This is a genomic window from Bradyrhizobium sp. ma5 (assembly GCF_042258955.1).
GTDB lineage: Bacteria > Pseudomonadota > Alphaproteobacteria > Rhizobiales > Xanthobacteraceae > Bradyrhizobium.
Window position 1 is genome coordinate 6,344,165 of sequence record NZ_CP170156.1, and the last position, 23,292, is coordinate 6,367,456.

Here is a 23,292-nt window from a genome sequence, read left to right on the forward strand (position 1 = left end):
AATGGAAACGCCAGCCCAGATCAAGCTGACACAGCCGCGGGGCACGGCCTTGATCAATATGGGTGTGGCCGCGCTCATCGTCGCGGGGCTCTACTTTGGCCGCGAAATCTTCGTTCCCGTTGCCTTGGCTGTCCTTCTTAGCTTCGTGCTCGCCCCCTTCGTCAGTCGTTTGCAGTCGCTAAGGCTGCCGCGCGTTGTCGCCGTGTTTGCGGTTGTTGTCTTCGGGTTCGCGATCATCTTTAGCCTCGGGGGCCTGATGGTCACGCAAGCGAGCAGACTTGCGGAAGCGCTGCCGGGCTATGAGCAGACGCTTCGAAACAAGATTGAAACCTTGCGAGGAATAACCGGCGGGGGCACGGGTACGCTGCAGCGAGCATCAGAGGTCCTGAATGATCTCAAGACGGAGCTTCAGAATACGAAAGCCAGTAGCCCACCGAGCACCACTGTCCTTCAGCAGCCATCGGACAGCAAACCGATTCCTGTCGAGGTCAGGCAGCCGGATCCGGGCGCCTTGAACACGCTGGTAGCCATAATCGCACCTCTGGTATCGCCGCTTACGACGACTGGCATCGTGGTCGTCTTCGTGATCTTCATCTTGCTCCAGCGTCAGGATCTAAGGAATCGTTTCGTCCGCCTGGCGGGGTCGGACGACATCCAACGGACCACCGCGGCGCTGGACGAGGCTGGGGAGAGACTAAGCCGGCTCTTCCTGACGCAGATTGCGTTCAACGCCGCCTTCGGCGTAGCGATCGGCGTAGGCCTGCAGCTCATCGGCGTGCCCTCGGCTCCTTTGTGGGGACTCGTCGCCATGATCCTGCGCTTCGTGCCATATGTCGGCGCGTTCATCTCGGCGGTCTTTCCACTTATTCTCGCAGCTGCGGCAGGATCCGACTGGGAAATGCTGCTGCTGACCGCGGTCCTGTTCGTCATCCTGGAGCTTTTGGCGGGACAAGTTCTTGAACCCGTGATCTTCGGACATAGCTCTGGCCTGTCGCCGGTCGCGATAATCGTGGCGGCGTCGTTCTGGACCTGGCTGTGGGGTCCTGTCGGATTAGTGCTCGCGACGCCCCTTACTATCTGTCTCGTGGTCGTCGGTCGTCATGTCGACCGGTTGCAGTTTCTCGACATCATGCTGGGCGATCAGCCCGCGTTGACGCCGTCGCAACTGATCTATCAACGCATGCTGGCCGGGGACCCGATCGAGGCTGCCGAACAAGCCCGTGAATACCTAAAGACCGCCCCTCTCAAGGAATACTACGATTCCGTGGTGACAGGCGGGCTCGGACTGGCTGCAGCAGACAATCGGCTCGGGCATCTTGATGCTGAACGGCTCGATCGGATAACGGATACGGTGCGTGAATTGGTTGACGACCTTGAAGGACACGAAGACGCATTGGTCGCCGAACAAGCTTCCTCCAACGCCAACTTTCCCCTTGCAACGCTCGAGGCCGTCGAATCGGGTAAGGATGAGACAAGACTTGGTCGCATGTGGCGCGCCCCGCGATCAATCCTTTGCATTCCGGGATTCAGCAAGCTCGATGAAGCGGCAGCGATCGTTCTTGCGCAGCTACTTAAGCGTCGGGGCTACGGCGCATTTGCTGAGCAATACGATGCGATGTCGGTATCCAAGTTCTTCTCGCTGGATCTCACCGGGACGGAGCTCGTGTGCATTTGCTATGCTGATCGACCGTCGAACGCCAAGCTTCACTATGCGGTTCGTAGGTTGACCAAAAGGACAAAATCAGCCTCCGTTATGGCCTTGCTTCTCGGGCCTGCGGCGGGAGAGTTGGACAAGGTCCCCGGCCTGTTTGCAACGACGAAGACCTTCGCAACCGCGCTCGATGCAGCGGAGCAGAAGGCAAGGGCTGACCTTGCGGCCCCGACGGGCGCGGCAGACGGGGGCCAGCCGGTGGGTTTTTTTGCGGGATAGCGTGCTAAGGAAACTTGCCGACCGTATCGGCAATCATTGCGCCACTCGCTCCCAGGGGCTCGCGGCGACCCTCGCTCGAATCGATGGCGGCCTGATGCTCGATCTCGGAGTTCAGTTCGGCTCCGCACAGTACGATAATGGCGGACATCCACATCCAGGTCATCAGGCCGATGGCGGCGCCAAGCGAACCGTAGGTCGCGTTGTAATCGCCGAAATTCGCGAGGTACCAGGACAGCAGCGCCGAACCGATTAACCACAGCATAGCCGCCGCGACGGCGCCGACGCTCAGCCACTGCCAGCGCGGCGTGTTCCGGCTCGGACCGTATCGATAGAGCACCGCGAGCGCGACGAGGAGCAGGAGGACCAGAATGGGCCACCGTCCGAACCGGATGATGAGTTCGGCCCGTGTGCCCAGTCCGACTTGCTGGAGCAGAAGCGGCACGACCACTACGGCTCCCACCATCAACATGACCGAAACGAGGGCTGCGATCGTGAAAGAGAGGGACATCAGGTTAAGTTTGACGAAGCCGCGCTTTTCTCTCTCCTCATAGACGACGTTGAGCGCATCGAAGATCGCCTTCATTCCAGCGTTAGCGCTCCAGATCGCGACCAGCAGGCCGACAGCAAAGGTAAAACCGAGCGTCGAGGTCCCCTTCGCGAGCACGCGGGCGATCTGATCCTGCACGATCGCAAATGAACCTTCCGGCAGCAGCAACGCCAGGCTTTGCAGATTGGATGAGATCGTAGACGGATCGGCGAACAGGCCATAACTCGAGACCAGCGCCGTGATAGCCGGAAAGATCGCGAGCAACCCGTAGAACACGACGCCGGCGGCGGTCGCCAACAGCCGGTCCTCGTCGATCTGCCTATAAGTACGCAGCAAAATGTCTTTCCAGCCGGCGCCCGGAATCAGAAGCGGCGTATGAGCCAGCCGTCCACGATCTTGCGCGTCGGCGAGCTCGGGTTCCGGGGCCCGCCCTAGGACGGATCGTGTCTCAGATCGTGATACGTGGCGATAGATCGCCAAGGTCGCCAGCGCAGTTGCGCCAGCGAGCATCAGGTCGTTCGGCCAATTCGAGCGCAGAGGCATCGCTAGTCCTGAATGACGTCGCGCGGACGGTTGGAACGCGAAGCGGCAAGCCAGCCGACAAGCATCACAACCGCCGCGGCGGCCAGTACCTGAGTCGTGGGATCGGCGTTTATCCCTGCTCGGGAGGTGGCGATCAGGCGCGCCGCCACGGGCACTGCGATCGCACGCTTGAGCATATCGACTTGCCGGCTGGGCCGCGGAGCGGCCGGCGCTGGCCGCCCGAGCATCACGCGGCCCGTCCCCAGCCCCAGCAGCCCGAGAAGGAGAAAGATGCCCGCGAGCGCGGCATACGCGATCCAAATGCCGTAACGCAGCTCGAGAGCATGGAAGGCTGCGGCGCCCCCGATGCTGATCGCCACCAGAAGCGACACCGCGCCAAAGAGCACGAAGCCGCATGCCAGCGCGTAGCCGGTCACCAGACGCCCGATCCATTGTCGTAAGTCGGCGAGGTAAGACCGGGCGATCAGGCTGAGTGACGGTCGGGCGTCGGCGCGCATGGCGGTGTCCACTGCTAGTCGGCATCGGACAACCCGGCAGGGTGATCGACGTTCCCTACCCCGCGACGCGTGACCGCTCCGGCCGCGCGGAGCCTGTGTCGGTGAGCATTGTGGTGACGAGGTCCATGAGCCTATGCTTGACGGCGTCTGCATCGGCCGGCTTCGCCTTTGCACTGACCGTCAGTTCGACGATCGGACGCACGGCATCGGAGATGTCCACCACTTTCGAGACGTGCACTTCGGGCGCGGGTCGCGCCGCGATACGCGAGTCCTCGCGCAAATGCTTCAGAATCTGCTCGCCGATGCGCTCGATCGGCCCGCCCGCGCGGACCGGGAAGGACACCTTCACCTCACCGGTGCCGGGATAAGTGCTGTGATTGATGATGGCGCTGCCCCATACCGAACCATTGGGCAGCAGGATCTGGGTGTTGTCGGATGTGATCAGCTCGGTCATGAACAGCGATAAGGTCTGCACCTTACCAGCCTTGCCAGCGACCTCGACGTCGTCGTTGATCCGAAACGGCCTGAACAACAGTAGCTTCACGCCAGCGGCCAGGTTGGACAACGTCCCTTGCAAGGCCAGCCCGATGGCGAGCGACGTAGCGCCGAGCACCGCAACCAGGCTCGCCGTCTGAATGCCGAAAAGCTGCAGCACGGCGATGCCGACCACGTCGAGCACCGCATAGCGCGCAAGGCTGGAGAGGAACACCCTGACCAGGGCATCGAGACGATGCGTGGCCGTGAGCACGCGCAGGACAAATCGTTGAGCGATGGCTGAAGCGCACCATCCAAGAACCAGCAACAGGACGGCAAAGGTCGCGTTAAGTCCATAGAGGACCAGCGTCGCCTTGAGAGTTTCGAAATTGAGCGCCATAGGTCCCCCTACAGCGAAGGCGGCCAACAGGGCCGCCAGCTGCAAGCCAAACGCGCCAGGGAAAGTGGCGTTCCCGATAGCGAGCAGGTCGACCGGTCCGATAATTTATCGGGATGAAGGACGTATCGCACGTGGCGGAAGGGAACTCGGAAATGGCCGCGCCACCGTCAGCGTCGCGCGCTCATCGGTTTCCAATGCGATCTTTTGGGCAAGCATGACGTCGCCCGCCACCAGCGAACCGATAGGCCGGAAGCACCAACCGAGGACAACGCGGCCGCGGCCGTCCATCTCATAGACATTGGTCGATGTACCGTAGCAAATCCGATAACGTTTGCCGGACTCCGAGCCGATGACTTCGAAGCGATTGTACTTTTCAAATTGCGATCGCTGCTCCGGCGAGAGCCATGCGGACAGCAGCGCCAGCCCACGCGCCTCCTTTCGCTCATAAGCCTGCCAGCGGTCCCGGATCGCGACCAGCGTGGCGCGCAGCGTGCCGGCAGTGTGCTGCAGCACGGACAGCAGAAACCCGGCGCGCAGACGGCCGATCACGGGGTCAGCCGCCCACCAGCCTGGGATAGAACAATGTTTCCTCGGCGGTCGGATCCAGCGCGCGGACGACGACCGCTTCGCCGGAGGATTTCCGCACTACGGCGGTGTAGCCGTCCGACGTCAGCTCCGCGAAGCGCGCATTCGCCCAAGCCAGTTGTTCGCTATCCTCGCAATCGAAAGATTGTCTTGTGTCGCCGCTGTGGTCCATGACCAAGATCATTGCCATCATCGTCTCCCATCGTAGCACATTGGCTGTTGCATCAGACCATTCATCAGACCACCGGCACAGGGGTCGTTGGCCTGCCGCCCATCCACTCCGGCAAGGTCGCGCCGTCGCGGTGCCGTCCGCCTGCACAGGCTGCGGCCCAGGCTGCGACCGCGCCGAGCAGCAGCGCCGCCGCGACCGAAAATGCGAGGATTACCGCGCTCCGCCGCGACCGCTGGATGGCGCTTCTGGCATCACCGATGACGCTGTCGACGCGTTTCTCGGCCTCGACTGCAGGCAGACCTGTCGCGACCGCCACCTGCTGGATCAGATAGCTGCGATCCTCTGTGCTGACGCCGGTATGGCCGGAGCTGGTCAGCAGGATGCGGCCCGCCTCGGCCCGCTCATATCCGATGTCGAGATTGGCCGGACGCCGCGGCGATCGGTAAATCCGGTCGATTTCAGCGCTCAGCAACGGCTCCGCGGCTGTCGCAGCAGGCCGGCTCTGCACCACTGCGCGAGCGGTCGACAAGCCCACCAACGCGATGATTGTCCCGCCCACGATAACTGCGAGAGCCCAGGTGGTCAGGCCATGAAGTCCGTCGTTGCTTTCGACCACGTCGACCGGCGTCGCGTTGATTACGCGTTGCGTGCGGCCAGCGACGTAGCCGCCGACGCCAAAGCTCACCAAAGCCTGAAGGATCAGGAACAGCCCGGATAGCAGCGCGAGTGCGGCCGATGCATCACGCCATGATGGCGAACTCGAACTCACACCTAATCCAACTGCTGCTCCGAAGCTGAGCAGGATCAGCGACAGGGCCGAAGCCATGAGCGCGCCCGCAAAAATCGAACTCCATTGCAGTCGCAGGCCGCCCCTATCGTCGACGACATCAGCAGCACTTCGGCCGGTGTCCATGATGCACCTACCGCAATCCAAAGAACGATAGTACCGCAAGAATGACCACAATTAGCCCGACCAGATAGATCAACTGGTTCATGCACGCCTCCTCCGCTTTAGCTGACAATTTGGCCGAGAAGGCAAAGTTCCTAAGCTAGGGCATTCGCGGAATGAGCGATCGTATCGGCTGTGAGAGCTCTTCAAAGGCCGAAACCCCGCTCGTCGTCTCCGCCGCCAGGCCTCGTCGATCGCAACCCGGGCTTTTACGACCGTTTGGCGTTGCGTTAGCTGCCAGCATTGCAAAAATAGGTCCTATGGGAGAAAAGCCCACTCCAAAAGGGTGCCGACCCATGAGAGGTGCGCACTGGACGCTATTCGATAGCCTCTGCTGCGTCCAATTCTGCAGGGTCCGGGCGTCAATGTGGAGCTTCTGCAAATGCCACCGGCGTGCCCTTAACAACGCGCTGCGCGACGCGTTCAGCGTCCCAATTGGTGAGCCGGACACAGCCGTGGGACTCTGCCTTCGACACCTTGCCAGGCGAAGGCGTTCCATGGATGCCGTAGCTTTCCGCCGACAGGTTGATCCACATTGTGCCCACCGGATTATTCGGGCCGGGCTTGATGTTGAAAGGCTTGCGTGAGTGGACACCCCTGAAGTGGTAGTCAGGATTGTACCGGTAGTTCGGATTGGGATCGATTTCGGTTACCTTCAGCGTTCCGGTTGGCGATGGCTTCTCGCTGCTGCCGACGGTGGCGGGATAGAATCCGATCAGCCCGTTCGATTTGTCGAATAGCTTCACCGTCTGCCTGACCTTGTCGACCTCGACCCGGGCGGCCTTGGCTGCAATCGGCGTGTCATCGCTGCCCGTGTCGACAACCACGATGCTATCGCCGGCGTGGTTGAAGTGCTGTCCGGGGTTAAGCATCGCGAGCAACTCTTCGCCCATGTGAAACCGTTCAGCCAATTCCTCGCGCGGGCTAACGTAGTTTAGATTTGGTATGTCTTTCATATCCTCGATCTTGCTGGGCAACTTCTCGAGGAACGGTCCCGCGACGTCCTTTTCGGTGATCGTGTAGTTGACGATCACCGGCCGCTCGTCCGTCCGGAGCTTTCTCCAGACCGCGTCGGACAAACCTGAGGAGCTCGGCAGTTGCCGGTCCTCGGCAAATGCGCGCAACGCCTTCTTCGCATTCTCTCCAAATTTGCCGTCGATCTCGCCGGGCGAGAAGTGCACACGATCGAGTAGCACCTGAAGCCGCACACCCAGAGCTGTCGGTTTGGTGTCGGAAATGTCCTTTTCCGACCGCTCCGCCACGTTGATTGCGTTGGCGTTCAGCTCGCCCCCGATCGCCGTATCCACGCTCAACGCGAGTAGCAGTCCGACGCAGACGCTTGTCCTTCTGACGGGCAACATGATCGGATCCTTCTGGCCGTAACCCGCAAGGCTGGGCGCCAAGATCTGTCGTGCGCTACGGGATCTGGTTTGGTGCACCTCTCTGGGCAAGGGCCCGATTGAAACGGAGGCAACTCTTCCGGGTTCCTCCGGAAGCTGCAAGACGGCCGGATAAATCTTTCGCCGACGCGAAGGCCGGTCACAAATGAGGGTCAATTCGCGGCAGGGACACCGCGAAATAACCGGGGTCCGCTTTGGGTCACAAGGCGACATCCCCAAGAGTCGGGCAGCGTGTCCGCATTTCCCTTCGGAAGCGGACATCCCAAATCAAAGCAGGCGCCTGGTTGACCAACTTTGCGGGCGGCACCGAGGCCAACCGACAACCTCTAACGACTTCCTGCCCGCCTGATTCGGCAGGAAAAACAAATAGGAATTCCATGGCACCCAAACACCACCCCCTCCTCTCTCAGGCGGCGACCGCAAGGCGTTGACCAGGGAGCTCGCGCACGTCCGGGCAGTGACCACCACCCTCGCCACCCGCTCGGCCGAGAAGCGCGCCGCTGGCGAGGCCTTGATCCGCGAGGCCAATGACTTTCTCTGCTCAGAGCTGGAACGAGAGGATGTGGGCGGACGGCGGTCCGGTCGACCCATCGCCCTCGATCGACCAAGCCATCAACGCGGGCTACCCGTGGCTCGAGATCAAGTGCTCGCGGTGCAAGACGCCGCGCGCCGTCGACCTCGCTGCCTGCCCCACGTCGCCACGACGTTCGTTAAGGACCTCGCCAGTCGGCTGCGGCGTCAGAAGTGCCGCAAGGCCGGCAAGCGGCCGGCCGCCCGATCTGCTGCAGCTGTGGCAATGCTCGCCGACTGGCGATGAGACGTGACCGAGCTGACGCGCCGGCGCGACAATGAGTCGGCTCGGGAGGAATGGAACATCTTCTACGACGACGTCTGCATCGGTTCGATCAGGCTGCGAGCTCGGGTACCGAACCATGCCGATCAATGGGAATGGAAGTGCGGCTTCCATCCCGGTTGCGACCGATTGAACAGCGGACCGGCAGGCCCCTTTGAGCAGGCGGGCGCGGCGTTCGAGGCCGAATGGCGGTTGCTACTGCCGACCCCGACCGAGGCCGATTTCCAGGCTTGGCGAGACCAGCGCGACTGGACCAAGCGCAAGCAGGCGATGTGGGAACGCGGGGAGAAACTGCTTTCTCAACAGCCGTCGTCGCTGATGTGCTGTCCCTGCGGCGACCTTTGATAGCCACACCCGGCCGAAAGCTACGCACACCGCGAGCGCAACTATGCCGCGCAAAAACGCGACGGGATTTCACGCTGAAGATGAAGGGCGACCGCCGCTACTCCGATCCTGAGAAAGCTGCCCACAGGATAATGGAGCTCGCCCCGGGCGTTTGAACCGATCCAGGATGACCGGATCTACATCGAGAAGATCAACCGACCGATGATCGGAGGACAAGGCGACGCCGGCTGAATATTGGGCCGGGTTACAGCATGCGATCGGCCAAGGCCGGCTGGAGTACCACGAGAGCGGAACGCTTGTGCGAACGCTTCAGTCCCGGGAAAGACCTGTTCGCATAAAAAGCACCAGCGCCCCTACCAGGCGCTGGTGCTGTAGTTCCGCATGCGTGTAGCGTGCACCGCTGCGTGCGGAGAATTTCCGCAAATTGCCCTGCGCTGGACAATGCGCCATTGGTCTATGCGGAACTCACGAAACCGTCATCGGTGGAAGCTGTCGATCACGATTCGATTCGGCAAGCTAGTGCCCTATCGTGCGGCGCGTCATTTGAAGCGGTACTTCGCGTTGGTGATTTGGAGATGATAGGCGGCCTGAAACAACGGGCCCGTCTTTCGTGCGAACGTCGATCGTTACATCGTTGCCGTTGTCCGATTGAACCGCGTCCCTGGCGATATCGGCCAATGCGCGTGCAGCTTCAACCTTGGCGGCGCGCGCATTTCGAAGCTCTAGACCTTCGTCCTCGGGGTACCTGCCTGTATCGTCCCGGATATCGAACAGGTAGCGAGTCATCCGCGCCCCCAACTGGGAAGCAACGGGGGCGGAGAAGGCTTGGTTGCTGTTTGTGTTCCTCGGAGGTTCATGCTGGGAGCCACTGCGAATCCACATAGGGCCATGCCGCTTTTTCCCGATGACTCCTGTTTAGACGCGTTCTAAATACGGCCAGCGCCGACCGTAAGCCGCGCTCGGGGATGCGTCGTTATGAAAGAGTACAAGGCCTATCTGCTTAGGGCGGACGGGAAGATTGCGAAGCGTGTCGATCTATTCTGCGAGGATGACGAGGCGGCCAAACTACACGCAAAGAATCTGGCGACGGATCGAGTGGTCGAACTTTGGCAGGGCGCACGCAAGATCGCGGTGTATCACCCATTAGCGAGCGGTGACTAGCGGACGGCCAAGTGGATGCGAAATAGGCCACTCTGCATGGAAGCGGGACTTGGTCATTTGAAGACGATGACGACGAGAAAGAAGCCGCCAGCTGAGGCGGCCTCAATACTAGAACGCCGTAAAAATAAAGCCCATGAGCAGCAGGGCGAGCAAAACAGACGCACCGGCTGCAAGCTTTAGCGCGGCACTTGGCTTCGCCGATCGGTTCATGTTGATAGCTGAAGCGCGGGAGCGCGTAGCCATTCAGTCATGCTTGCACCAGCTTCAGATTGCTGGGCCAGCTTCAACAGGGCCTCTTTCTCGATTCCTGGGGCGAGCGCTGCGGCCTGTTTGCGCAGCTCCCTAGCTCGCTCGAAGAGCCGCTCTTCAAGTGAATTCGTGTGGACGACCCGCTGTCGAATTTGGCCCATGTGACCTTTTTCCTCGCTCAGTTCCTTACGGGAACGGCTGTAAACCCATATGGAGCGGATAGGTTCCTGAGTTGCCACTTTTTCCCGATGTGGACCTTTGCTCGGCCACGGAGGACGAAGGACTAAACCCTTTGATCCAGGTCATGGGTGAGAGCTCAATAAGCTCCGGAGCCCGTGCCTCCCAGGGCCTATTTCGGCCATGACCACCCAAATCAAAGGCCGGAGCGTGGGTCATTTCAGGCTCAAGCCATGAAATGGGACGTCATCACGATAGCTGGCTGCCGCTCAATCGGGCTTACCGCGCTCATCCTGATTGTCGTGTTTGCGACATAAGGCCGTAATTCTCGAAGAGCAACGGAGTTCCGGCAGCTTCGGCGCATTTTTATTTCGCTCGATTGTTTGGCACAAACTGCACTGTCCCACAGAGATCCGCGAGCGTAGGCCCCAACGCAGAGGTTGTGCTATGGGCAAAGACCTACTTGAAAGCGTTTGGATCGCATTATTCGGGTTAAGCCCGCTCGTCATCATTGGGGTGGCAATGTATGTGCAATAATTCTGCGCCTGGCTCGTCACATCGGGCCGGTCGATGGCCCCAGCAACTTGCCTCCCTTCACACAGGCCCCCAAAGGTTGCTGGGACCGCTTCGGCGGTCCGCGGTTCTCCGGAGGTGAACGGAGTTCCAAAAACTATCATGCGTTATGCCCGTCGAGTTCCATGTGTGATGACCTCACCGTGATTTCGGGAGTTCATTCAATGCAGGGCATGGAGACGCATTTGGAGAAGCTTCGTATCGAGGCGGAAGAGTGTGATCTGATCAGCAAGCTTGCGACAAATGCGACGAAGAAGGCAGTGTTCGCCAAGCTGGCTGCTCGTCACCGGAATCTGGCTGATGAAGTCGAGCGCGCCCTGACCGAATCCAAGTCCGAGCCGTAACAGGCACAAACTGCGCTGGAACCGCTCATTTTCCGGTTCCAGTTTACCTGCACCTGGAACCGACAGCCCCACATGACCCCTGACGCATGAGGGACGTGCCATGCAGAGGTGCAAGCGACTACTCCCTATACAATTCAAGATCAGATTGAACCTGAGCAGGCGCGATTAAAGCCCAGCCCAACGCTTTGCCAGTGGGCCCAGAGAGGGCCGCGCTCTCAAGAAAATTGGCCAGCTCGAGACTGCCCTGCACATGAATGCATGGCTTACAGCTTCAGAATTGAAGTCGCCGGCTTAAGGTCAAGTCCCGCAATACTCAACGTTCGCCGCGCCCGTCGCGGTGCTCCTGTTCGGGGCTGTGACAGACACGGCGTGGCCCTGACGAAGCGCCAGAGAAGCCGCGGCAACCGCAGCCGCAAACGCTGCTTCAATCGTCTCGTAGGCATTGTCGGCCTTCCCATCATGGCTAACCCGCCATTCCCCGTCGCGGCCAATGATCTCGTAGCATGCAAGTGACATCGCGCTCTCCCTAATGAGTATTGGTTCGGTGCCATTTTTCGAGGTCGATATCGGACTCGTTCCGTTGCTCCTTTTCCGGATTGCCCTCCCATGGTTTGTCGGTCTGTTTGTGTGAAGTCTTGTCCGGCCGCTGCCGGGGATCGTCCTTGGGTGTTTCCTTGCTCATGTTCGCTCCTGTCAATGGGAAGCAAAAGCGCTAGCCTCGCAGGGGTTCCTCGTGGCCGACGTAGCCTTGCAGGGCCCGCCATCTAGTGAAATAGCCCCGAGTAGGAACGGCCAGATCACCAAAATTGTTAGGCGGTCATCATCGAACGAACCTCGGCAACTATCGGTGCTCGAGAGTGCTGCATGCTCCCACCCGATCCTGGGCGGTGAGCATGTGTGAGAAGTGCGACAATATCGACGCCGAGATCCGGCACATGCAGCGGATGAGGATAGCCGCGATACGGATTCAAGACGCGCGTGCGGCCCATGATCTGATTGATGAATGGAAGCTCGAAAGAAAGCGCTCCAACCGACGCAGAAAATCACCGCGGCGAGGCATTTGTGACGTCCGGTGGACGGGAAACAGCGGCAAAGATTCACATGAGTTATTTCCGAAACCGCAGATCACTTGGATGATCCGAGCCACGGGGTACCTGATTTTCATTTCGTGTTTTTCAGCCCCAGTAACGACGACCGCTGCCTCTCGGCGGACAGCGGTTCGGCGATCCGGATTGGCCCCAGCATTGGAGCCTGGGGTCGCCGCCCCAAAGAAAGGGCCCCAGGGTTTGGCTTGGCGCTCGCCTGGTTGCCAGATTGGACCCGCCGTGGCCCAGCCCTACGACGCTGGGGCATTCACCACGGCCTTGACCGCCGCTTCTCAATGAACCGTGGCTGGTATCGTATTGCCCCGATTGCGTTGCGCGGAGTTGATTTATGCGTAGGGCTAATTGGACACCCGCGATCGTCCCCTCGACAGATCAGCCGTCTACCTGGTCGCCGACGATTTCGGCCCGATCGGCCGCCCTGGAGCGAAGCCGATCTCGAGACGACCGACCTCGAGACCGTGATCCAGGATCTGCTGGCCAGCGAATATTCAAGCCCGGCTTCAACACGGCCGAGCACTGGTCCGAAGACGTTTCCGAGGACATCGCCCGCGAGATCCAGCGCCGCTGCGACCTACAGCAGACCGAGGTGCCGCCGGCCCTGCGAGTGTTCATCGACCGTCACATCGGCGATCGCCGGCAGCTGACGTTGCGGCTTGCCTGAGATTTCAGATGCATGGTGGCTTTACGTCGGTATCGCGATCGCGTCGATCGGCGCCGGCTTCGCCGTGTCGGCAGCGCGGGCCGGCCGGCGCGACGACACGCTGCGCGACCAGGATGTGAACCGGCGTATCGGACGAGCGGATCGCGGGATCTCCGGCATCCGCCGCGAGACCCCAGAGCAACAGAAGTTACTGTCGCCGCCCATGATGCGACCGCCTAGAAAAACTATGATGCCGCTGGCGTGCGCATTCGATCCGTCCTGCATGATGATCCGGCTCGAATATAAGCTAACCTTGACGTTCGACATCCCGCGCCTCCCCGCGACCAAATAACGTGCTCTGACTATCGGGGCGATGACTACTATCGTCGCAGTCGCTTTCAAGAGGATTACAGGACTGTCTCGATCAGGCCCAACGTCTTCGCCTCCTGCGCCTCCAAATACCAGTTTGACGGCGCCTTCTGCATGACCTCGTCGATCGTCACGTTTGATCCCAGGATGAGATTCTGAAAGCCCTCGTTCTGCATAGCGATCGAGCATTCGATTTCGTTGAGCGTTGCCCTTACAACTGCGATGCACGTCGTTAATGGGCCATCGATCACCAAGTTCTTCGAAAGCTTGCGTTCGTGAATCATCAGACGCGTGCCGCGCGCGAGGTATCGGTTCGGCCGCGCGAAGAAGCTCATGAAAGTAACGCCAGCCGAATAAATCACAGCCTTGCCGAGGAATACGAAGCGCCGTTGCGGCTCCGTCTCGCTCGCGAACCGAACGTCTTCTCCCATCATGCGGGCGACCTCGGGATCGCCGCCGAGGGTCGATAACTCAATGACAACCAGTTCTTGATCTGAAGCTTTGTCGAACTGCGATCTGAAGGCAGTGTACATGTTGTAGTCCACGACGCCAGAAAGGCTGATCGCCGGCGACTTGAAGGCTGTAGCAGGCAACGTTGCAAGTTCCATTGGATCAATCCTGTTTGAGACGAGATAGTCTCGAGCGGCATGTAGGTGCTGTGCCGATTTCCAGCGAATGGCGCCCTTTACGGCCTTCGGTCATTGCGGAAGGAGATCCTCGCGATAAATGCAAAGGTAGAGAGGCCTAGGCGCAGCGCCGAGATAAGCAGCGCGATTTGGAGCCAGATGAGACCGCCGATTTCCCGAAAGACAAACTCGATCCGTGGCCCCCACGGAGAAGGGATAGCATCGCCAACGGCCTCGATCCCACGTTGAAGAGCCCGTTGGGCGCCGGTAAGCAATTCCGGCTTCTGGTAGAACGCGGCGAAGATCAGCACCCACGCGAGTACCACGGTGACCGCTCGAAACGAGTGGACCTTCAAGTGATAGCCAAAGCCAGGGCGCCGGCGATCGTCCTCGTTGCGGTGCAGTACCATCGGTCGATGCCCACCCAGATGAGCACGATCGGCTCAGTCGATACGAAACGCTGCCAGCAATGGGACGGTTCCAAGACCATGAAACTCAGCAGGCCAGGAACTTGCAAGCTTGCCGCGCGTCGTTTTGTTTCTAGTCCGCGAAGCCCAAAAGCTCTCGCTGCCTGGCTAGAGAACCTTGGATCGTTGAGACTGTGCGGCCTTGGCTTTGGATGGACGAGGCCATTTTCTCGAGCATCGATGACCCCGACAGAAGCGAAAATAGAGATCCTCAAGGAATGGGATCGTTGGATTGGGACGCAGCCAGGTCTGGCTAATCCGACCGGTCGGGACGCCTTCAAGTTCTTCCTGGATCTTCGATCGTCGAATTCGGCCTTACTCGATTTCGGCTCCGTCGAAGACAAGTGGCAAGTTATTCATGGCTGGCTATTGAGTGCCGGCCGCGTGACGGATTGAACCGGCTCTCGATAGGAACGTTCGGCGAGCGCGACGATTGCCTCCCCAAACTATTCCGAGGAGGACTATCATGGCAATGGAAGCAAACGAGGCCGGCAACCTGATCGGGAGCGACAAGGTCGAAGGCACCGCGGTCTATGGAGCGGATAGCCAGAAGATCGGCAGCATCGAGCGACTGATGATCGATAAGACAAGCGGCAAAGTGTCTTACGCGGTGCTCAGTTTTGGCGGCTTTCTCGGCATCGGCGACGACCATTATCCCCTTCCTTGGCCGTCATTGAAGTACGATACCCATCTGGCAGGCTATGTCACGGGCATCACGGAGAGCCAGTTGCAGGGCGCACCGAAGTATCGTGAAGAGACTGGCTGGAATTGGAATGACCCAACAGTCGGTCGATCTGTGAATGAATATTACGGCGTCCCGTTCTAGCTGCATCAACGACTTAATGGCGCGCTCGCGAGCGTGCGCCGCGGTGCGTCTGATATGCCCGGTCAGCGAGAACTATATCGGAGCTCTAATGGAGATCGCTGGACGCTCTGCAGCGAAGATGACGGCCGGGTATTCGTCCTGCATGAAGCTAATCTGCCTTCGGGCGGTGCCTTTAAACAGATCGAACTCTCGGATTTCCTCTCGGATGGCAAGGCCGGACCGGAGCAGCAGGCGCTCATTCAATTGATAGCTACGCTGGCGTACACGAATTGATGTGCGCGCGAGCCGCGATTTCGCTAAGCGTTTCGGATGGTTTGGAGATCTATAAGTTGTCGATAGAAGATACAGAAATTGGCGTCAGGGAGACGCTACGTGAATTTTCTCAAGGGCTCGCTGAGGGTCGAGCGCCTCCGACTTGGATCGATCGTGTCAGCGCGGCAACTCGTGAAGCACCCCTTGAGATGTTAGCTACGGCCTTTCTGATCGGAGCGCTCTTGGGGCGTCGTCCGCGCTAGTTCGAATGGCTTATGCTTTCAACGCCACGATGCGGTCAGAACCTTGAACGGCTTCGATTGGCGGCCGATCGTCGGCTTTAGCGCGGGCGACGAAGTACCGGATGATCGAGCTCCAAAGACTGCTTTCCGGTCAAGCGAGAGTCTGCGACCGCAGTGGCGTGGCGAGATTGAGCATTCGCATGCCTTACGCCGTCTGCCGATTTGATCGGCCCTTGCCGCGGCGACGCCGGCGGCGGAGCTACAGCCGCTCATCGACAAGATCTGGCGGCACTGCGAAAGCACCGGCGTCCGGGGGCGCACAGTGACGCTAAAGGTCAAGTTCTTTGATTTCGAGATCATTACGCGCAGCCGATCCGTATCAGCCCCGGTATCGAGCCGCGCTGACCTCGAGCGTCTGGCCGTCGGCCTGCCGCAGCACGAAATGCCCTTCCCGAAGCCCGTCCGCTTACTGGGCGTCTCGCTCTCCGCGCTCCATGACCAAGATCAGGTGGGACCCCAACTGGACCTGCCAATTTGACGCGATCGATGAATGCGGTCGATTTCCTCGTGGTCACGCTGAATGCCGAACCATCACGGCGTGGGACAGGCCGAGCATCGGACCTTCGCCCTGCATATCCCTGCGCCGCACAGTTCAACGGGCTACGAGTTCATGGATGACCAGTCGCAGATTGTCAGACGTAACATCGAGCGTCGCAAGCGTGACCGGCAACTTGAAGCGCCCTGGCCCGGCGCTGCCGGGATTGACGTAGAGCACATTGTTGAGCGTATCGACTTTCGGCACATGAGAATGGCCGGAGATGATGATGTCTATGCCGCGCTCAACGGGGTTGATTGGCAGCGTCTTGAGATCGTGCAATACGAAGATCGTCCGACCCGCAAGCTCTATGAGCTCGGTGTCAGGGTATCCGCCGGCCCAATCGCCGTTGTCGATGTTGCCCCTGATCGCAGTGACCGGCGCGATCCGACGCAGCGCCGTGATGATGCCGGCCTGACCAATGTCGCCGCCATGGATGATGTGGTCGACGCCAGCCAGCGCACGCGCCGCTTCCGGCCGCAACAGGCCGTGCGTATCCGAGATGATGCCGACCCTGAACGCTCTGGTGGTCGCCGGGATCGCGGTTTTCGCAGCGGGGGAGTCGATGTTGTTCAAAGGGATCGCCTAGATGGCAATTGTTGTGAAATCCGTCGCAATACGGCTATTTGGAAAGGCCCGCGATGCCTCCGCCAAGATCTCTTCATCCGGGTAGCGTCCCGAGATGTGTGTCAGGACAAGTTGCTTCACGCCGTTTTCCGCCGCCAGTAACGCTGCCTCCGCCGCGGTGAGATGTCCGTAGTCGCGCGCTAGTCCAGCGTCGCGCGCCAGGAAGGTGGCTTCGATGACCAACATGTCGGCACCCTGCACGTACCCCGCCAAGCCGTCGGTTGTCTCGGCGTCGCCTACGATAACAAGCTTCCGGGCTCCTTCGGGCGGCCCCAGAACGCTCTCCGGAGCGATCGTTCGGCCGTCCGCCAGGGTGATCGAGCGGCCCTCAACCAAGTCCTTCCGGATCGGCCCGTCAGGCACCCCGAGTGCCGCCAGGCGGTCGGGGCGAAGATGGCGGCGCGCCGCGCTCTCGAAGACGAAGGCATAGCTGTCGGTGTCGCGATGGCGGACCGGAAAGCACCCGACCGAGAACTCGTCGGCGTCGAGGACCAAGCCTGGCTGCAGCGGCACGAGTTGCAAGGGGATCGGCGCTCTGTTTTCGCCCCAGAGCCCGGCCAACATCCTGACGACGACGTCGAGCGTGCCTGGACTGCCGTGGACGGTCACGAGATCCTCGTTTTGACGCAGCCGGAGCGTCGAAAAGAGTCCTGGAATCCCGAGCACGTGGTCAAAATGCGCGTGAGTAAGCAGGAGGCGATCGAGCCGCCGGAAGCCCGCGCCGCTGCGCAATAGCTGCCGCTGCGTTCCCTCCCCACAATCCACCAGGAACCGATGGCTTCCGGCCTCGATGAGAAGGCCCGGATGATTGCGATCGGCGGACGGCACGCTGGCCGAGGTACCGAGGAATGTCAGATTGAACATTTTGGCGAATTCCGGATCCAAGCTGAACCTTCGGCACGTCCGAAAAGGGGCCAAAACCGGACATCCGAGCCTCCACGGCGCGTCAGAGACTATATCGCCTAAAGGACGTCGACAGAATTCCGATTGCGATAGCCTCGTTCCTGCAACATCCAGCCGTTGCCGTCAGGGTCCGCGAAACTTGCGATTACAATTGATGCTTCGTCCGCAACGTCTGCTGGCCCCACAGCACCCGTCCAAGTCGCTGTCACGCCCCGTCCGAGCGAACAGCGGAAGGAGCCGTTGAAGATCATTTCTCGACATTGGCATGATCCCGCAGACACAAAATACCAATTGGCCAAGCGAAGAGCGGCTGTCGAAATTAGTTCACCGCCGGTCCGGGCCGACACGCCTCAACAGGCCGGCGAGAAGAAAAACTGCAGTCAGAGCGGGCTGGACACCTTCCTGCGGTCCATCAACCTAAAATCGCGCAGCGCTACATAAGAGCTAGCTGAAAAGCGATCCGGCGCGGGCGTAAACGGACAGCGACCCGGGCGCGAGGTGCGCCAGGGTCGCCACCAAACTCCCGGTCGGGGGGCAACCAGATCGCGGGAGCATATACATGACTTCCAGCGTTGCCACTTGTTCCCGCCGAAAACCGATGCCGAATGTTCACGAATTGGAACCGAAAAAGAGTTTACTCGGAGTCCTAAGATGTCGGACGCAGATATCGCTCTCAAAGCAGTCAGCGCCGCGCAAGAAATACTCGAAGAATACCTGGAACCTCGGTAGGCCCGTTAGCAAATCAGCAATCAGATCGGCGGGCGCCTGCGCTGGACCGTAGCCCACGCTGCTCATGAACAACGACCTCGCTTAACGTCGTTCGCTCATCCCTCGTTCACATTGAGCTTGCTACTGTGCGCGACGCTCTGGTTCGCGGGCGAAAACGAATTCTCTTCTGGAGTTCGTTTTTTGAACGGCATAGGAGGAAACCAATGAAGCTCAAATTTGCACTTGTTGGACTTGCTGCACTCGGCAGCCTTGCAGCGGTCGGAAGTGCATCCGCGCTGCCCGCCGCAACGCCAAGTGCTCTCGGCAGCGCCGATACCGTCATCCGAGTCAGGGGCGGTCATGGCCACGGCCATGGATGGGGCCATCACGGCGGCCGCGGGCATCACTACGGCTGGGGCCGCGGCCACCATTATGGTTGGGGGCACCATCGCCACTAACCGGCGCGCGTGCGCTAGCTTTAAAACGAAGGCCCGCCGGGCGTGAACCGGCGGGGATCGGCTCCGAACCTCGTTAGCCGACTCTCAGATTCTCGGCAGACGTCTTGCCCCGATTTTCCCTCTCTTCATAGCTTACCTTTGCACCCTCGTTGAGACTGCTCAGACCGGCCTTTTCGACCGCCGAAATGTGCACGAATACGTCTTTGCCGCCGTTGTCGGGCTGAATGAATCCGTATCCTTTGGTTGGATTAAACCACTTAACAGTACCTGTAGCCACGTCGCCTCTCCTCTTGAGATAACGCGGCAGCCTAAGTCGGGAGCGCCGGCGGCTGCAAGGAAAACCGGCGGAGCATGAATGCCCGCTGCGAGACGCAACAGACGCGGCGCTGGACATCGTCAGGCGGCCGAAGTGGACGCCAATCCACGAGCTCGAACGCTACATGCGGTGAAAGCAGTGCTCGCGCCGGCACGGCCACCCTTTCAAGCGCAGCCACCTTGTAGCGCTGCGGACGACCAAAATCTCCACAATGACCGCCTTCAACTTGGTGGCCGTGAGAGCGATGATTGGCTCTAACGCTCATCCCGCATATATGGACTCCGCTGGGAAACGAGTCTCAAATCTTGATCCGCCGCCATGGTTTGGAGCCCGTGCATGTGCGGCACATTCGTCGGATTTCCCCATAAGCTCCAAGCGATCGCGCCACTCGCGAGTATTCCACCGCAGATAGCCAAAAGGTCCCGCTTCATTGCGCTTCCTCCGTGTGGCATCTTCGGTGCATAAATCAGGCCATGTTATGCGGAGAAGTCTAGGCAAGCGGGACCATGCAGTGCAGTCCTTATTTCGGCGCGACCACGGTCTATCTTCATGCCCCCATGGGAAACAGAGCCAGACTACTACATAGAGATTATCGATACCGGCGCCAGACCATAACCGTGGCATTGGGAGCTGGGGAGACGAAGCAAGCCAATGGGCGCGCTATTCGGCTCGAATGGCTTTCAGTCTCCGACTGCCGCGGAATATGCTGGCAAGCGAGCTCTTGAGCGCTTTTTGGAGGAACTCTTCAAAGAGGAAAGACGCAACTTATAGGAACTGAGTTGCACTAATCTGCGGCTGGTTGCCCATCAAATCACCTTGCGAAGGCTGCTTCATCACGCTGTCATGCGGGTGGGTCCTTGGAGCGACACCGGGATATGTCTCGCCTCGCACCATCTTTCCCAACCCCCGTCGGTCCCAGACCCGGCGGGGGTTATTGGTGGAAGACGTTTCCTGCGCCGGCTTGGCGCTCAGTGTGCAACAGCAGGTGCTGTGAACATCGTCCTGAGCTGGCATGATAGCGTTGGCGTTTTTGTTGGATCTAGACCGTCACTCAAGACCGCCCCTCTTCGCTAGCAGCCATTGCATGGGGCTCGCTGCATTTATTGCAGAGAGGTGGGGCGTATTCTTCGGCATAAAATCCTCGCGGTATGGACGGGAGCACAAAACTCTCGGTCACCGATGGATGCCGTGGCCGGGCGATGATCCGGGCACTACTGAGTGCCTTTCATTTGAGTATGTCGGCTCACACTTTACCGGGGCCCCGTAACATCGGCCAAAGCCATTGCAGCACTGAGAGCACCGGCCAAACCTTGATTGCCGCTCGATTAATCGGAATCAGGACACTGAGATGGCGAATTCGTTCTCGACGGCCAACGTCGGGCCGCCCACCAGCCTGCCAGAGGCGCGCCAAATGCGAGGCACCATGTGAATTGCGCAACGGATGGCGCGACGACGGCTATCAGCGTTCCGAACATGCACACGAAGACCGGAAAGATCGCGGTTGCGAACAGCTCAGGATTACGATGACCTCGCAGCGCCAGACTCCATAGCAGCGCATTCAGTCCGGCAATGACGGTCAAATGGAAGCCGTAACTTACCGCGACGACGCTATCGAGCCGATACGCGCCGTAAAGTCCATTCGTCACCGGGAGCATGACGATCGACAGCAGGAAGATCAGATTGAGGAAGACTTCGCCGCGGCTGCCTTCCGGCGCGAAAGTGAGGCGTCGATGATGGCTGAGCCAAAACACGCCGGCGACGACAAAGCTGATCATCAACGCGATGACAGGTTGTGCGTACGCACGGACAAGGTCCATCCAGGCTGGCGCGTTCGCGAACCTGCTGGCCTTCGGTAGATCGTAGGCCAGCAGCGTCATAGCAACGCCGAAAATGGTGTTGCTCAACGCCTCCAACCGGCGCATTTCGAAAAGACCGATCTGTTTCAGCCTCGCTCTCCCCTCAAAGCCGCTGGACACGCTTTGCGGCTGGGGCCCGTTGTGAGCCGGCCATGCTCTCGGTTGTAGGATTGTCGGACATGGGTCACCCCTCTTATGGACAAAATAGCCGACCCATCGCAGCACACTTAGATTCAGTAAGTCGCAACGCTCTTGCAATGATCATCAAAGCACGTTGGTTACCATTGGGACGGCGGCCATGTCCGAGTCGGGTCATTCGCGTCGGGCGGCATAGCTTTGGTCCCGGGCGCCTCAGTTGGCGGCCTCTTTCCGCCATCCCGCCAGAATATCCTCTTTGGGGACGCCGACGAGCTCTGTGCCGTTTGCCGCCTGTCAATAGTGTTTGGGTTAAGTACGTAGCACGCGTGCTGCCCCGATAGAGAAACGGCCCCAGCGCGTTGAAACGAACGCTGAGGCCGCCTTACCCGTCCGCCGAATAGAAAGGGGCCACCGCGATGCGGCCCCGCCGAGGGAAATTCTCGAAAATGAGATCGGGATTGAATGTCTAGCCCCGGTAACAATTAGGCCAAAGTTTTCCACATCAAATGTGGATTCCGGGAAACCACGGTGGTCCGCAAAACGGAACAAGCGCTGACTGTTCTAATTCCCCGCAGCAAGTGTCCGAATTGGGACAACACCCGCCGATGCGCTGTGGGTCGCCAGCGAACTACCGAGCGGCCCAAATGTTACCACCCCGTTCTTACATGCACTTGGGATCATTCCGGTGATGTCTCGTATCTATTATTTCGCCATGTTCGTCGCGGTGACCGGCACTGTCTTCGTATTGCTGATCGCACTTCAGAAGGTATTCCACTCCATGGGGGCGGCCTAGGTTGCGCCGTTCGAGAGCGCATTGACACCTAAGACGCCAGGAACTCGCATTGCCAAGTGCTGGTCGGTGAAATTCGCGGCTTGTGGGACTTCAATCAAGCTTCACGGGCTCACTGCGACGCCGGATGGTCACTTCGATCCGCTGCCCAGCCAGGCGCCTCGAAGAAATCACCTCCGTCAAATAGGTCGAACTCGGGTATTTTTCGAAGATCCGCTGAGTTCGTGCCGTGACTTCAGTTTGCGTCGCGCTGATCGTTTCTAACACGGCTTCAGATTCACTGCGGTCCTTCATCGTCCGAGCAAGTTCGCGGGGGGTTTTCGCCACAGGCGCGCCTTTCGCAAAAATGAGAAATTTCGTCACTAATTTAGCGGGATGCAAAAACAACTCATCCCGAGAAATATCTTGCGGCGCGCACACTTGATCTGCTTCGCCGAAAACCAGACTGCTCGGGTACTGGTGTAACAGAGGTGGCCATATCATAAGTGCACGTTCTCAACGAGGGCACGAGGTGGCGAGCCACGATCACCGATTATGGCAGCGCAAAACAGTCGGTGGCAGATCACGCCCTGCAACAGATCGAGGAGTCGCTATTGCAGACATTTGCTCTAGCGAATTGATGACCTATGCCTTGCTGGTTTCGCCGAATCGTCATCCAAGAACGCAGACCGCGGACTTGGAGCATGGCCGATGAAAAAGTCAGACGTGACGTGCGACAGATGCGGCGCGGGGTTCCGACGATTGGAACTATCGTCCGAACTTGGTCATAGCGGTGAGGTTTTTGACGGCAGTAATCTCATCGCATACCGGCTCCCCGTTCAGCCGAAAGGCAGTTCAGCGCGCGAGCGGAGCCACTCGGCCGAGTAAACAGAATGGCTCCGCCTTGCCCGCGCTGGTGGTCCCACCCGCAGGTTAGGCGACAATCTCACCAACGCTGTATTTCAGTTTCGTGACACGCGTGTTGCTGTTCCCGGCTGCCCGCAACGCTGCCGGGCATTCTTTGTTTCGTGTCCTTGCGCTTTGACCAATCCGTGGTGATCGTCGCCTCCTGCCCGCGAGGCGTGGCGGCTTCACCCGACGCTGGATGGCGCGATCATTGGCCAGCGTCGATACACCAATGGTCCGGCCGCTCATTCCCGTCTGGCAGTCCCGCGGAATGGCTCGCTGGCGGCCA

Annotated in this window: 24 protein-coding genes and 3 pseudogenes; 11 read left to right on the plus strand and 16 right to left on the minus strand. The window is 59.7% G+C overall.

The window, feature by feature from the left end; translation table 11 throughout:
* The first annotated feature begins 1 nt into the window (after position 1).
* Complete coding sequence (locus tag ACE103_RS29820; protein ID WP_375775964.1) at positions 2-1,930, plus strand: AI-2E family transporter; 1,929 nt, start codon at positions 2-4, stop codon at positions 1,928-1,930.
* A 4-nt stretch (positions 1,931-1,934) separates the two neighbouring features.
* On the opposite strand, the gene ACE103_RS29825 is transcribed toward ACE103_RS29820, so the two are convergent.
* The 7 genes from ACE103_RS29825 to ACE103_RS29855 form a co-directional block, all read right to left on the minus strand.
* The gene (locus ACE103_RS29825; RefSeq protein ID WP_375775965.1) at positions 1,935-3,020 is read right to left on the minus strand and encodes a YihY/virulence factor BrkB family protein; all 1,086 of its coding nucleotides are present in this window, start codon (positions 3,018-3,020) and stop codon (positions 1,935-1,937) included.
* A 2-nt stretch (positions 3,021-3,022) separates the two neighbouring features.
* Positions 3,023-3,517 (minus strand): hypothetical protein, encoded by a 495-nt coding sequence (locus tag ACE103_RS29830; protein WP_375775966.1) that lies wholly within the window; start codon positions 3,515-3,517, stop codon positions 3,023-3,025.
* A gap of 55 nt (positions 3,518-3,572) precedes the next feature.
* Entirely contained in the window at positions 3,573-4,391 is an 819-nt protein-coding gene (locus ACE103_RS29835) for a mechanosensitive ion channel family protein (RefSeq protein ID WP_375775967.1), read from the minus strand.
* Between the two features lie 105 nt (positions 4,392-4,496).
* Positions 4,497-4,937 carry a hypothetical protein gene (locus ACE103_RS29840; protein ID WP_375781210.1) on the minus strand — a complete coding sequence of 147 codons (441 nt, stop codon included), beginning with the start codon at positions 4,935-4,937 and terminating at the stop codon, positions 4,497-4,499.
* Positions 4,938-4,944: 7 nt separating this feature from the next.
* On the minus strand, positions 4,945-5,166 hold the full coding sequence (locus ACE103_RS29845) for a hypothetical protein (RefSeq protein WP_375775968.1): 222 nt from the start codon (positions 5,164-5,166) through the stop codon (positions 4,945-4,947).
* 46 nt (positions 5,167-5,212) lie between these two features.
* On the minus strand, positions 5,213-6,061 hold the full coding sequence (locus ACE103_RS29850; protein WP_375775969.1) for a hypothetical protein: 849 nt from the start codon (positions 6,059-6,061) through the stop codon (positions 5,213-5,215).
* A 398-nt stretch (positions 6,062-6,459) separates the two neighbouring features.
* Positions 6,460-7,500, minus strand: coding sequence for a L,D-transpeptidase family protein (locus ACE103_RS29855; protein ID WP_375775970.1), 1,041 nt, complete (start codon positions 7,498-7,500; stop codon positions 6,460-6,462).
* Positions 7,501-7,874: 374 nt separating this feature from the next.
* Here ACE103_RS29855 and ACE103_RS29860 point away from each other — a divergent pair.
* Positions 7,875-8,314: pseudogene (locus ACE103_RS29860) on the plus strand (hypothetical protein).
* Between the two features lie 3 nt (positions 8,315-8,317).
* On the plus strand, positions 8,318-8,695 hold the full coding sequence (locus ACE103_RS29865; RefSeq protein ID WP_375775971.1) for a hypothetical protein: 378 nt from the start codon (positions 8,318-8,320) through the stop codon (positions 8,693-8,695).
* Positions 8,696-9,211: 516 nt separating this feature from the next.
* On the opposite strand, the gene ACE103_RS29870 is transcribed toward ACE103_RS29865, so the two are convergent.
* The gene (locus tag ACE103_RS29870; protein ID WP_375775972.1) at positions 9,212-9,481 is read right to left on the minus strand and encodes a DUF6894 family protein; all 270 of its coding nucleotides are present in this window, start codon (positions 9,479-9,481) and stop codon (positions 9,212-9,214) included.
* A gap of 189 nt (positions 9,482-9,670) precedes the next feature.
* Here ACE103_RS29870 and ACE103_RS29875 point away from each other — a divergent pair, with 189 nt between their 5' ends.
* Positions 9,671-9,856 carry a hypothetical protein gene (locus tag ACE103_RS29875; protein ID WP_223970095.1) on the plus strand — a complete coding sequence of 62 codons (186 nt, stop codon included), beginning with the start codon at positions 9,671-9,673 and terminating at the stop codon, positions 9,854-9,856.
* Positions 9,857-11,019: 1,163 nt separating this feature from the next.
* Positions 11,020-11,199, plus strand: a complete 180-nt coding sequence (locus ACE103_RS29880; RefSeq protein ID WP_375775973.1) for a hypothetical protein — start codon at positions 11,020-11,022, stop codon at positions 11,197-11,199.
* Positions 11,200-11,725: 526 nt separating this feature from the next.
* On the opposite strand, the gene ACE103_RS29885 is transcribed toward ACE103_RS29880, so the two are convergent.
* Positions 11,726-11,881 carry a hypothetical protein gene (locus ACE103_RS29885; protein ID WP_375775974.1) on the minus strand — a complete coding sequence of 52 codons (156 nt, stop codon included), beginning with the start codon at positions 11,879-11,881 and terminating at the stop codon, positions 11,726-11,728.
* Between the two features lie 1,077 nt (positions 11,882-12,958).
* Between ACE103_RS29885 and ACE103_RS29890 the strand changes: the two genes are divergently transcribed.
* On the plus strand, positions 12,959-13,297 hold the full coding sequence (locus ACE103_RS29890; protein ID WP_375775975.1) for a hypothetical protein: 339 nt from the start codon (positions 12,959-12,961) through the stop codon (positions 13,295-13,297).
* Between the two features lie 55 nt (positions 13,298-13,352).
* Here ACE103_RS29890 and ACE103_RS29895 read toward each other — a convergent pair whose 3' ends face one another.
* Positions 13,353-13,922: a peptidase S14 gene (locus ACE103_RS29895; RefSeq protein WP_375775976.1), complete on the minus strand. Its 570-nt coding sequence runs from the start codon at positions 13,920-13,922 to the stop codon at positions 13,353-13,355.
* 77 nt (positions 13,923-13,999) lie between these two features.
* Entirely contained in the window at positions 14,000-14,350 is a 351-nt protein-coding gene (locus ACE103_RS29900; protein WP_375775977.1) for a hypothetical protein, read from the minus strand.
* Between the two features lie 18 nt (positions 14,351-14,368).
* Between ACE103_RS29900 and ACE103_RS29905 the strand changes: the two genes are divergently transcribed.
* From ACE103_RS29905 to ACE103_RS29915, 3 genes and pseudogenes are all read left to right on the plus strand, one after another.
* Positions 14,369-14,803 carry a hypothetical protein gene (locus ACE103_RS29905; protein WP_375775978.1) on the plus strand — a complete coding sequence of 145 codons (435 nt, stop codon included), beginning with the start codon at positions 14,369-14,371 and terminating at the stop codon, positions 14,801-14,803.
* Between the two features lie 70 nt (positions 14,804-14,873).
* Positions 14,874-15,233 carry a PRC-barrel domain-containing protein gene (locus ACE103_RS29910; RefSeq protein ID WP_375775979.1) on the plus strand — a complete coding sequence of 120 codons (360 nt, stop codon included), beginning with the start codon at positions 14,874-14,876 and terminating at the stop codon, positions 15,231-15,233.
* Between the two features lie 744 nt (positions 15,234-15,977).
* Positions 15,978-16,265 (plus strand): annotated as a pseudogene (locus ACE103_RS29915) (DNA polymerase IV); the annotation flags it as partial.
* 114 nt (positions 16,266-16,379) lie between these two features.
* Here ACE103_RS29915 and ACE103_RS29920 read toward each other — a convergent pair.
* Positions 16,380-16,898 (minus strand): metallophosphoesterase family protein, encoded by a 519-nt coding sequence (locus ACE103_RS29920; RefSeq protein WP_375775980.1) that lies wholly within the window; start codon positions 16,896-16,898, stop codon positions 16,380-16,382.
* A 9-nt stretch (positions 16,899-16,907) separates the two neighbouring features.
* Complete coding sequence (locus ACE103_RS29925) at positions 16,908-17,813, minus strand: ribonuclease Z (protein WP_375781211.1); 906 nt, start codon at positions 17,811-17,813, stop codon at positions 16,908-16,910.
* Between the two features lie 971 nt (positions 17,814-18,784).
* On the opposite strand from ACE103_RS29925, the gene ACE103_RS29930 reads away from it, so the two are divergent.
* The gene (locus ACE103_RS29930) at positions 18,785-19,018 is read left to right on the plus strand and encodes a hypothetical protein (protein ID WP_375775981.1); all 234 of its coding nucleotides are present in this window, start codon (positions 18,785-18,787) and stop codon (positions 19,016-19,018) included.
* Positions 19,019-19,091: 73 nt separating this feature from the next.
* On the opposite strand, the gene ACE103_RS29935 is transcribed toward ACE103_RS29930, so the two are convergent.
* Positions 19,092-19,295, minus strand: a complete 204-nt coding sequence (locus ACE103_RS29935) for a cold-shock protein (RefSeq protein ID WP_076865209.1) — start codon at positions 19,293-19,295, stop codon at positions 19,092-19,094.
* A gap of 86 nt (positions 19,296-19,381) precedes the next feature.
* Here ACE103_RS29935 and ACE103_RS29940 point away from each other — a divergent pair.
* Positions 19,382-19,573, plus strand: a pseudogene (locus tag ACE103_RS29940) (hypothetical protein); the annotation flags it as partial.
* A gap of 1,086 nt (positions 19,574-20,659) precedes the next feature.
* Here ACE103_RS29940 and ACE103_RS29945 read toward each other — a convergent pair.
* Both ACE103_RS29945 and ACE103_RS29950 read right to left on the minus strand, forming a co-directional pair.
* The gene (locus ACE103_RS29945; protein WP_375781212.1) at positions 20,660-21,256 is read right to left on the minus strand and encodes a TMEM175 family protein; all 597 of its coding nucleotides are present in this window, start codon (positions 21,254-21,256) and stop codon (positions 20,660-20,662) included.
* A gap of 955 nt (positions 21,257-22,211) precedes the next feature.
* On the minus strand, positions 22,212-22,538 hold the full coding sequence (locus tag ACE103_RS29950; RefSeq protein WP_375775982.1) for a hypothetical protein: 327 nt from the start codon (positions 22,536-22,538) through the stop codon (positions 22,212-22,214).
* Positions 22,539-23,292 lie beyond the last annotated feature (754 nt).

Excerpts from the sequence above, each read along its gene's own strand:
- ACE103_RS29830 (WP_375775966.1), bottom strand. The coding sequence starts at position 3,517 with ATGCGCGCCGACGCCCGACCGTCACTCAGCCTGATCGCCCGGTCTTAC.
- ACE103_RS29875 (WP_223970095.1), top strand. The coding sequence starts at position 9,671 with ATGAAAGAGTACAAGGCCTATCTGCTTAGGGCGGACGGGAAGATTGCG.
- ACE103_RS29930 (WP_375775981.1), top strand. The coding sequence starts at position 18,785 with ATGAAGCTCAAATTTGCACTTGTTGGACTTGCTGCACTCGGCAGCCTT.
- ACE103_RS29835 (WP_375775967.1), bottom strand. The coding sequence starts at position 4,391 with ATGGCGCTCAATTTCGAAACTCTCAAGGCGACGCTGGTCCTCTATGGA.
- ACE103_RS29880 (WP_375775973.1), top strand. The coding sequence starts at position 11,020 with ATGCAGGGCATGGAGACGCATTTGGAGAAGCTTCGTATCGAGGCGGAA.
- ACE103_RS29845 (WP_375775968.1), bottom strand. The coding sequence starts at position 5,166 with ATGGCAATGATCTTGGTCATGGACCACAGCGGCGACACAAGACAATCT.
- ACE103_RS29900 (WP_375775977.1), bottom strand. The coding sequence starts at position 14,350 with ATGGTACTGCACCGCAACGAGGACGATCGCCGGCGCCCTGGCTTTGGC.
- ACE103_RS29895 (WP_375775976.1), bottom strand. The coding sequence starts at position 13,922 with ATGGAACTTGCAACGTTGCCTGCTACAGCCTTCAAGTCGCCGGCGATC.
- ACE103_RS29945 (WP_375781212.1), bottom strand. The coding sequence starts at position 21,256 with ATGCGCCGGTTGGAGGCGTTGAGCAACACCATTTTCGGCGTTGCTATG.
- ACE103_RS29905 (WP_375775978.1), top strand. The coding sequence starts at position 14,369 with ATGAGCACGATCGGCTCAGTCGATACGAAACGCTGCCAGCAATGGGAC.
- ACE103_RS29850 (WP_375775969.1), bottom strand. The coding sequence starts at position 6,061 with ATGGACACCGGCCGAAGTGCTGCTGATGTCGTCGACGATAGGGGCGGC.
- ACE103_RS29820 (WP_375775964.1), top strand. The coding sequence starts at position 2 with ATGGAAACGCCAGCCCAGATCAAGCTGACACAGCCGCGGGGCACGGCC.
- ACE103_RS29870 (WP_375775972.1), bottom strand. The coding sequence starts at position 9,481 with ATGACTCGCTACCTGTTCGATATCCGGGACGATACAGGCAGGTACCCC.
- ACE103_RS29910 (WP_375775979.1), top strand. The coding sequence starts at position 14,874 with ATGGCAATGGAAGCAAACGAGGCCGGCAACCTGATCGGGAGCGACAAG.
- ACE103_RS29925 (WP_375781211.1), bottom strand. The coding sequence starts at position 17,813 with ATGTTCAATCTGACATTCCTCGGTACCTCGGCCAGCGTGCCGTCCGCC.
- ACE103_RS29825 (WP_375775965.1), bottom strand. The coding sequence starts at position 3,020 with ATGCCTCTGCGCTCGAATTGGCCGAACGACCTGATGCTCGCTGGCGCA.
- ACE103_RS29885 (WP_375775974.1), bottom strand. The coding sequence starts at position 11,881 with ATGAGCAAGGAAACACCCAAGGACGATCCCCGGCAGCGGCCGGACAAG.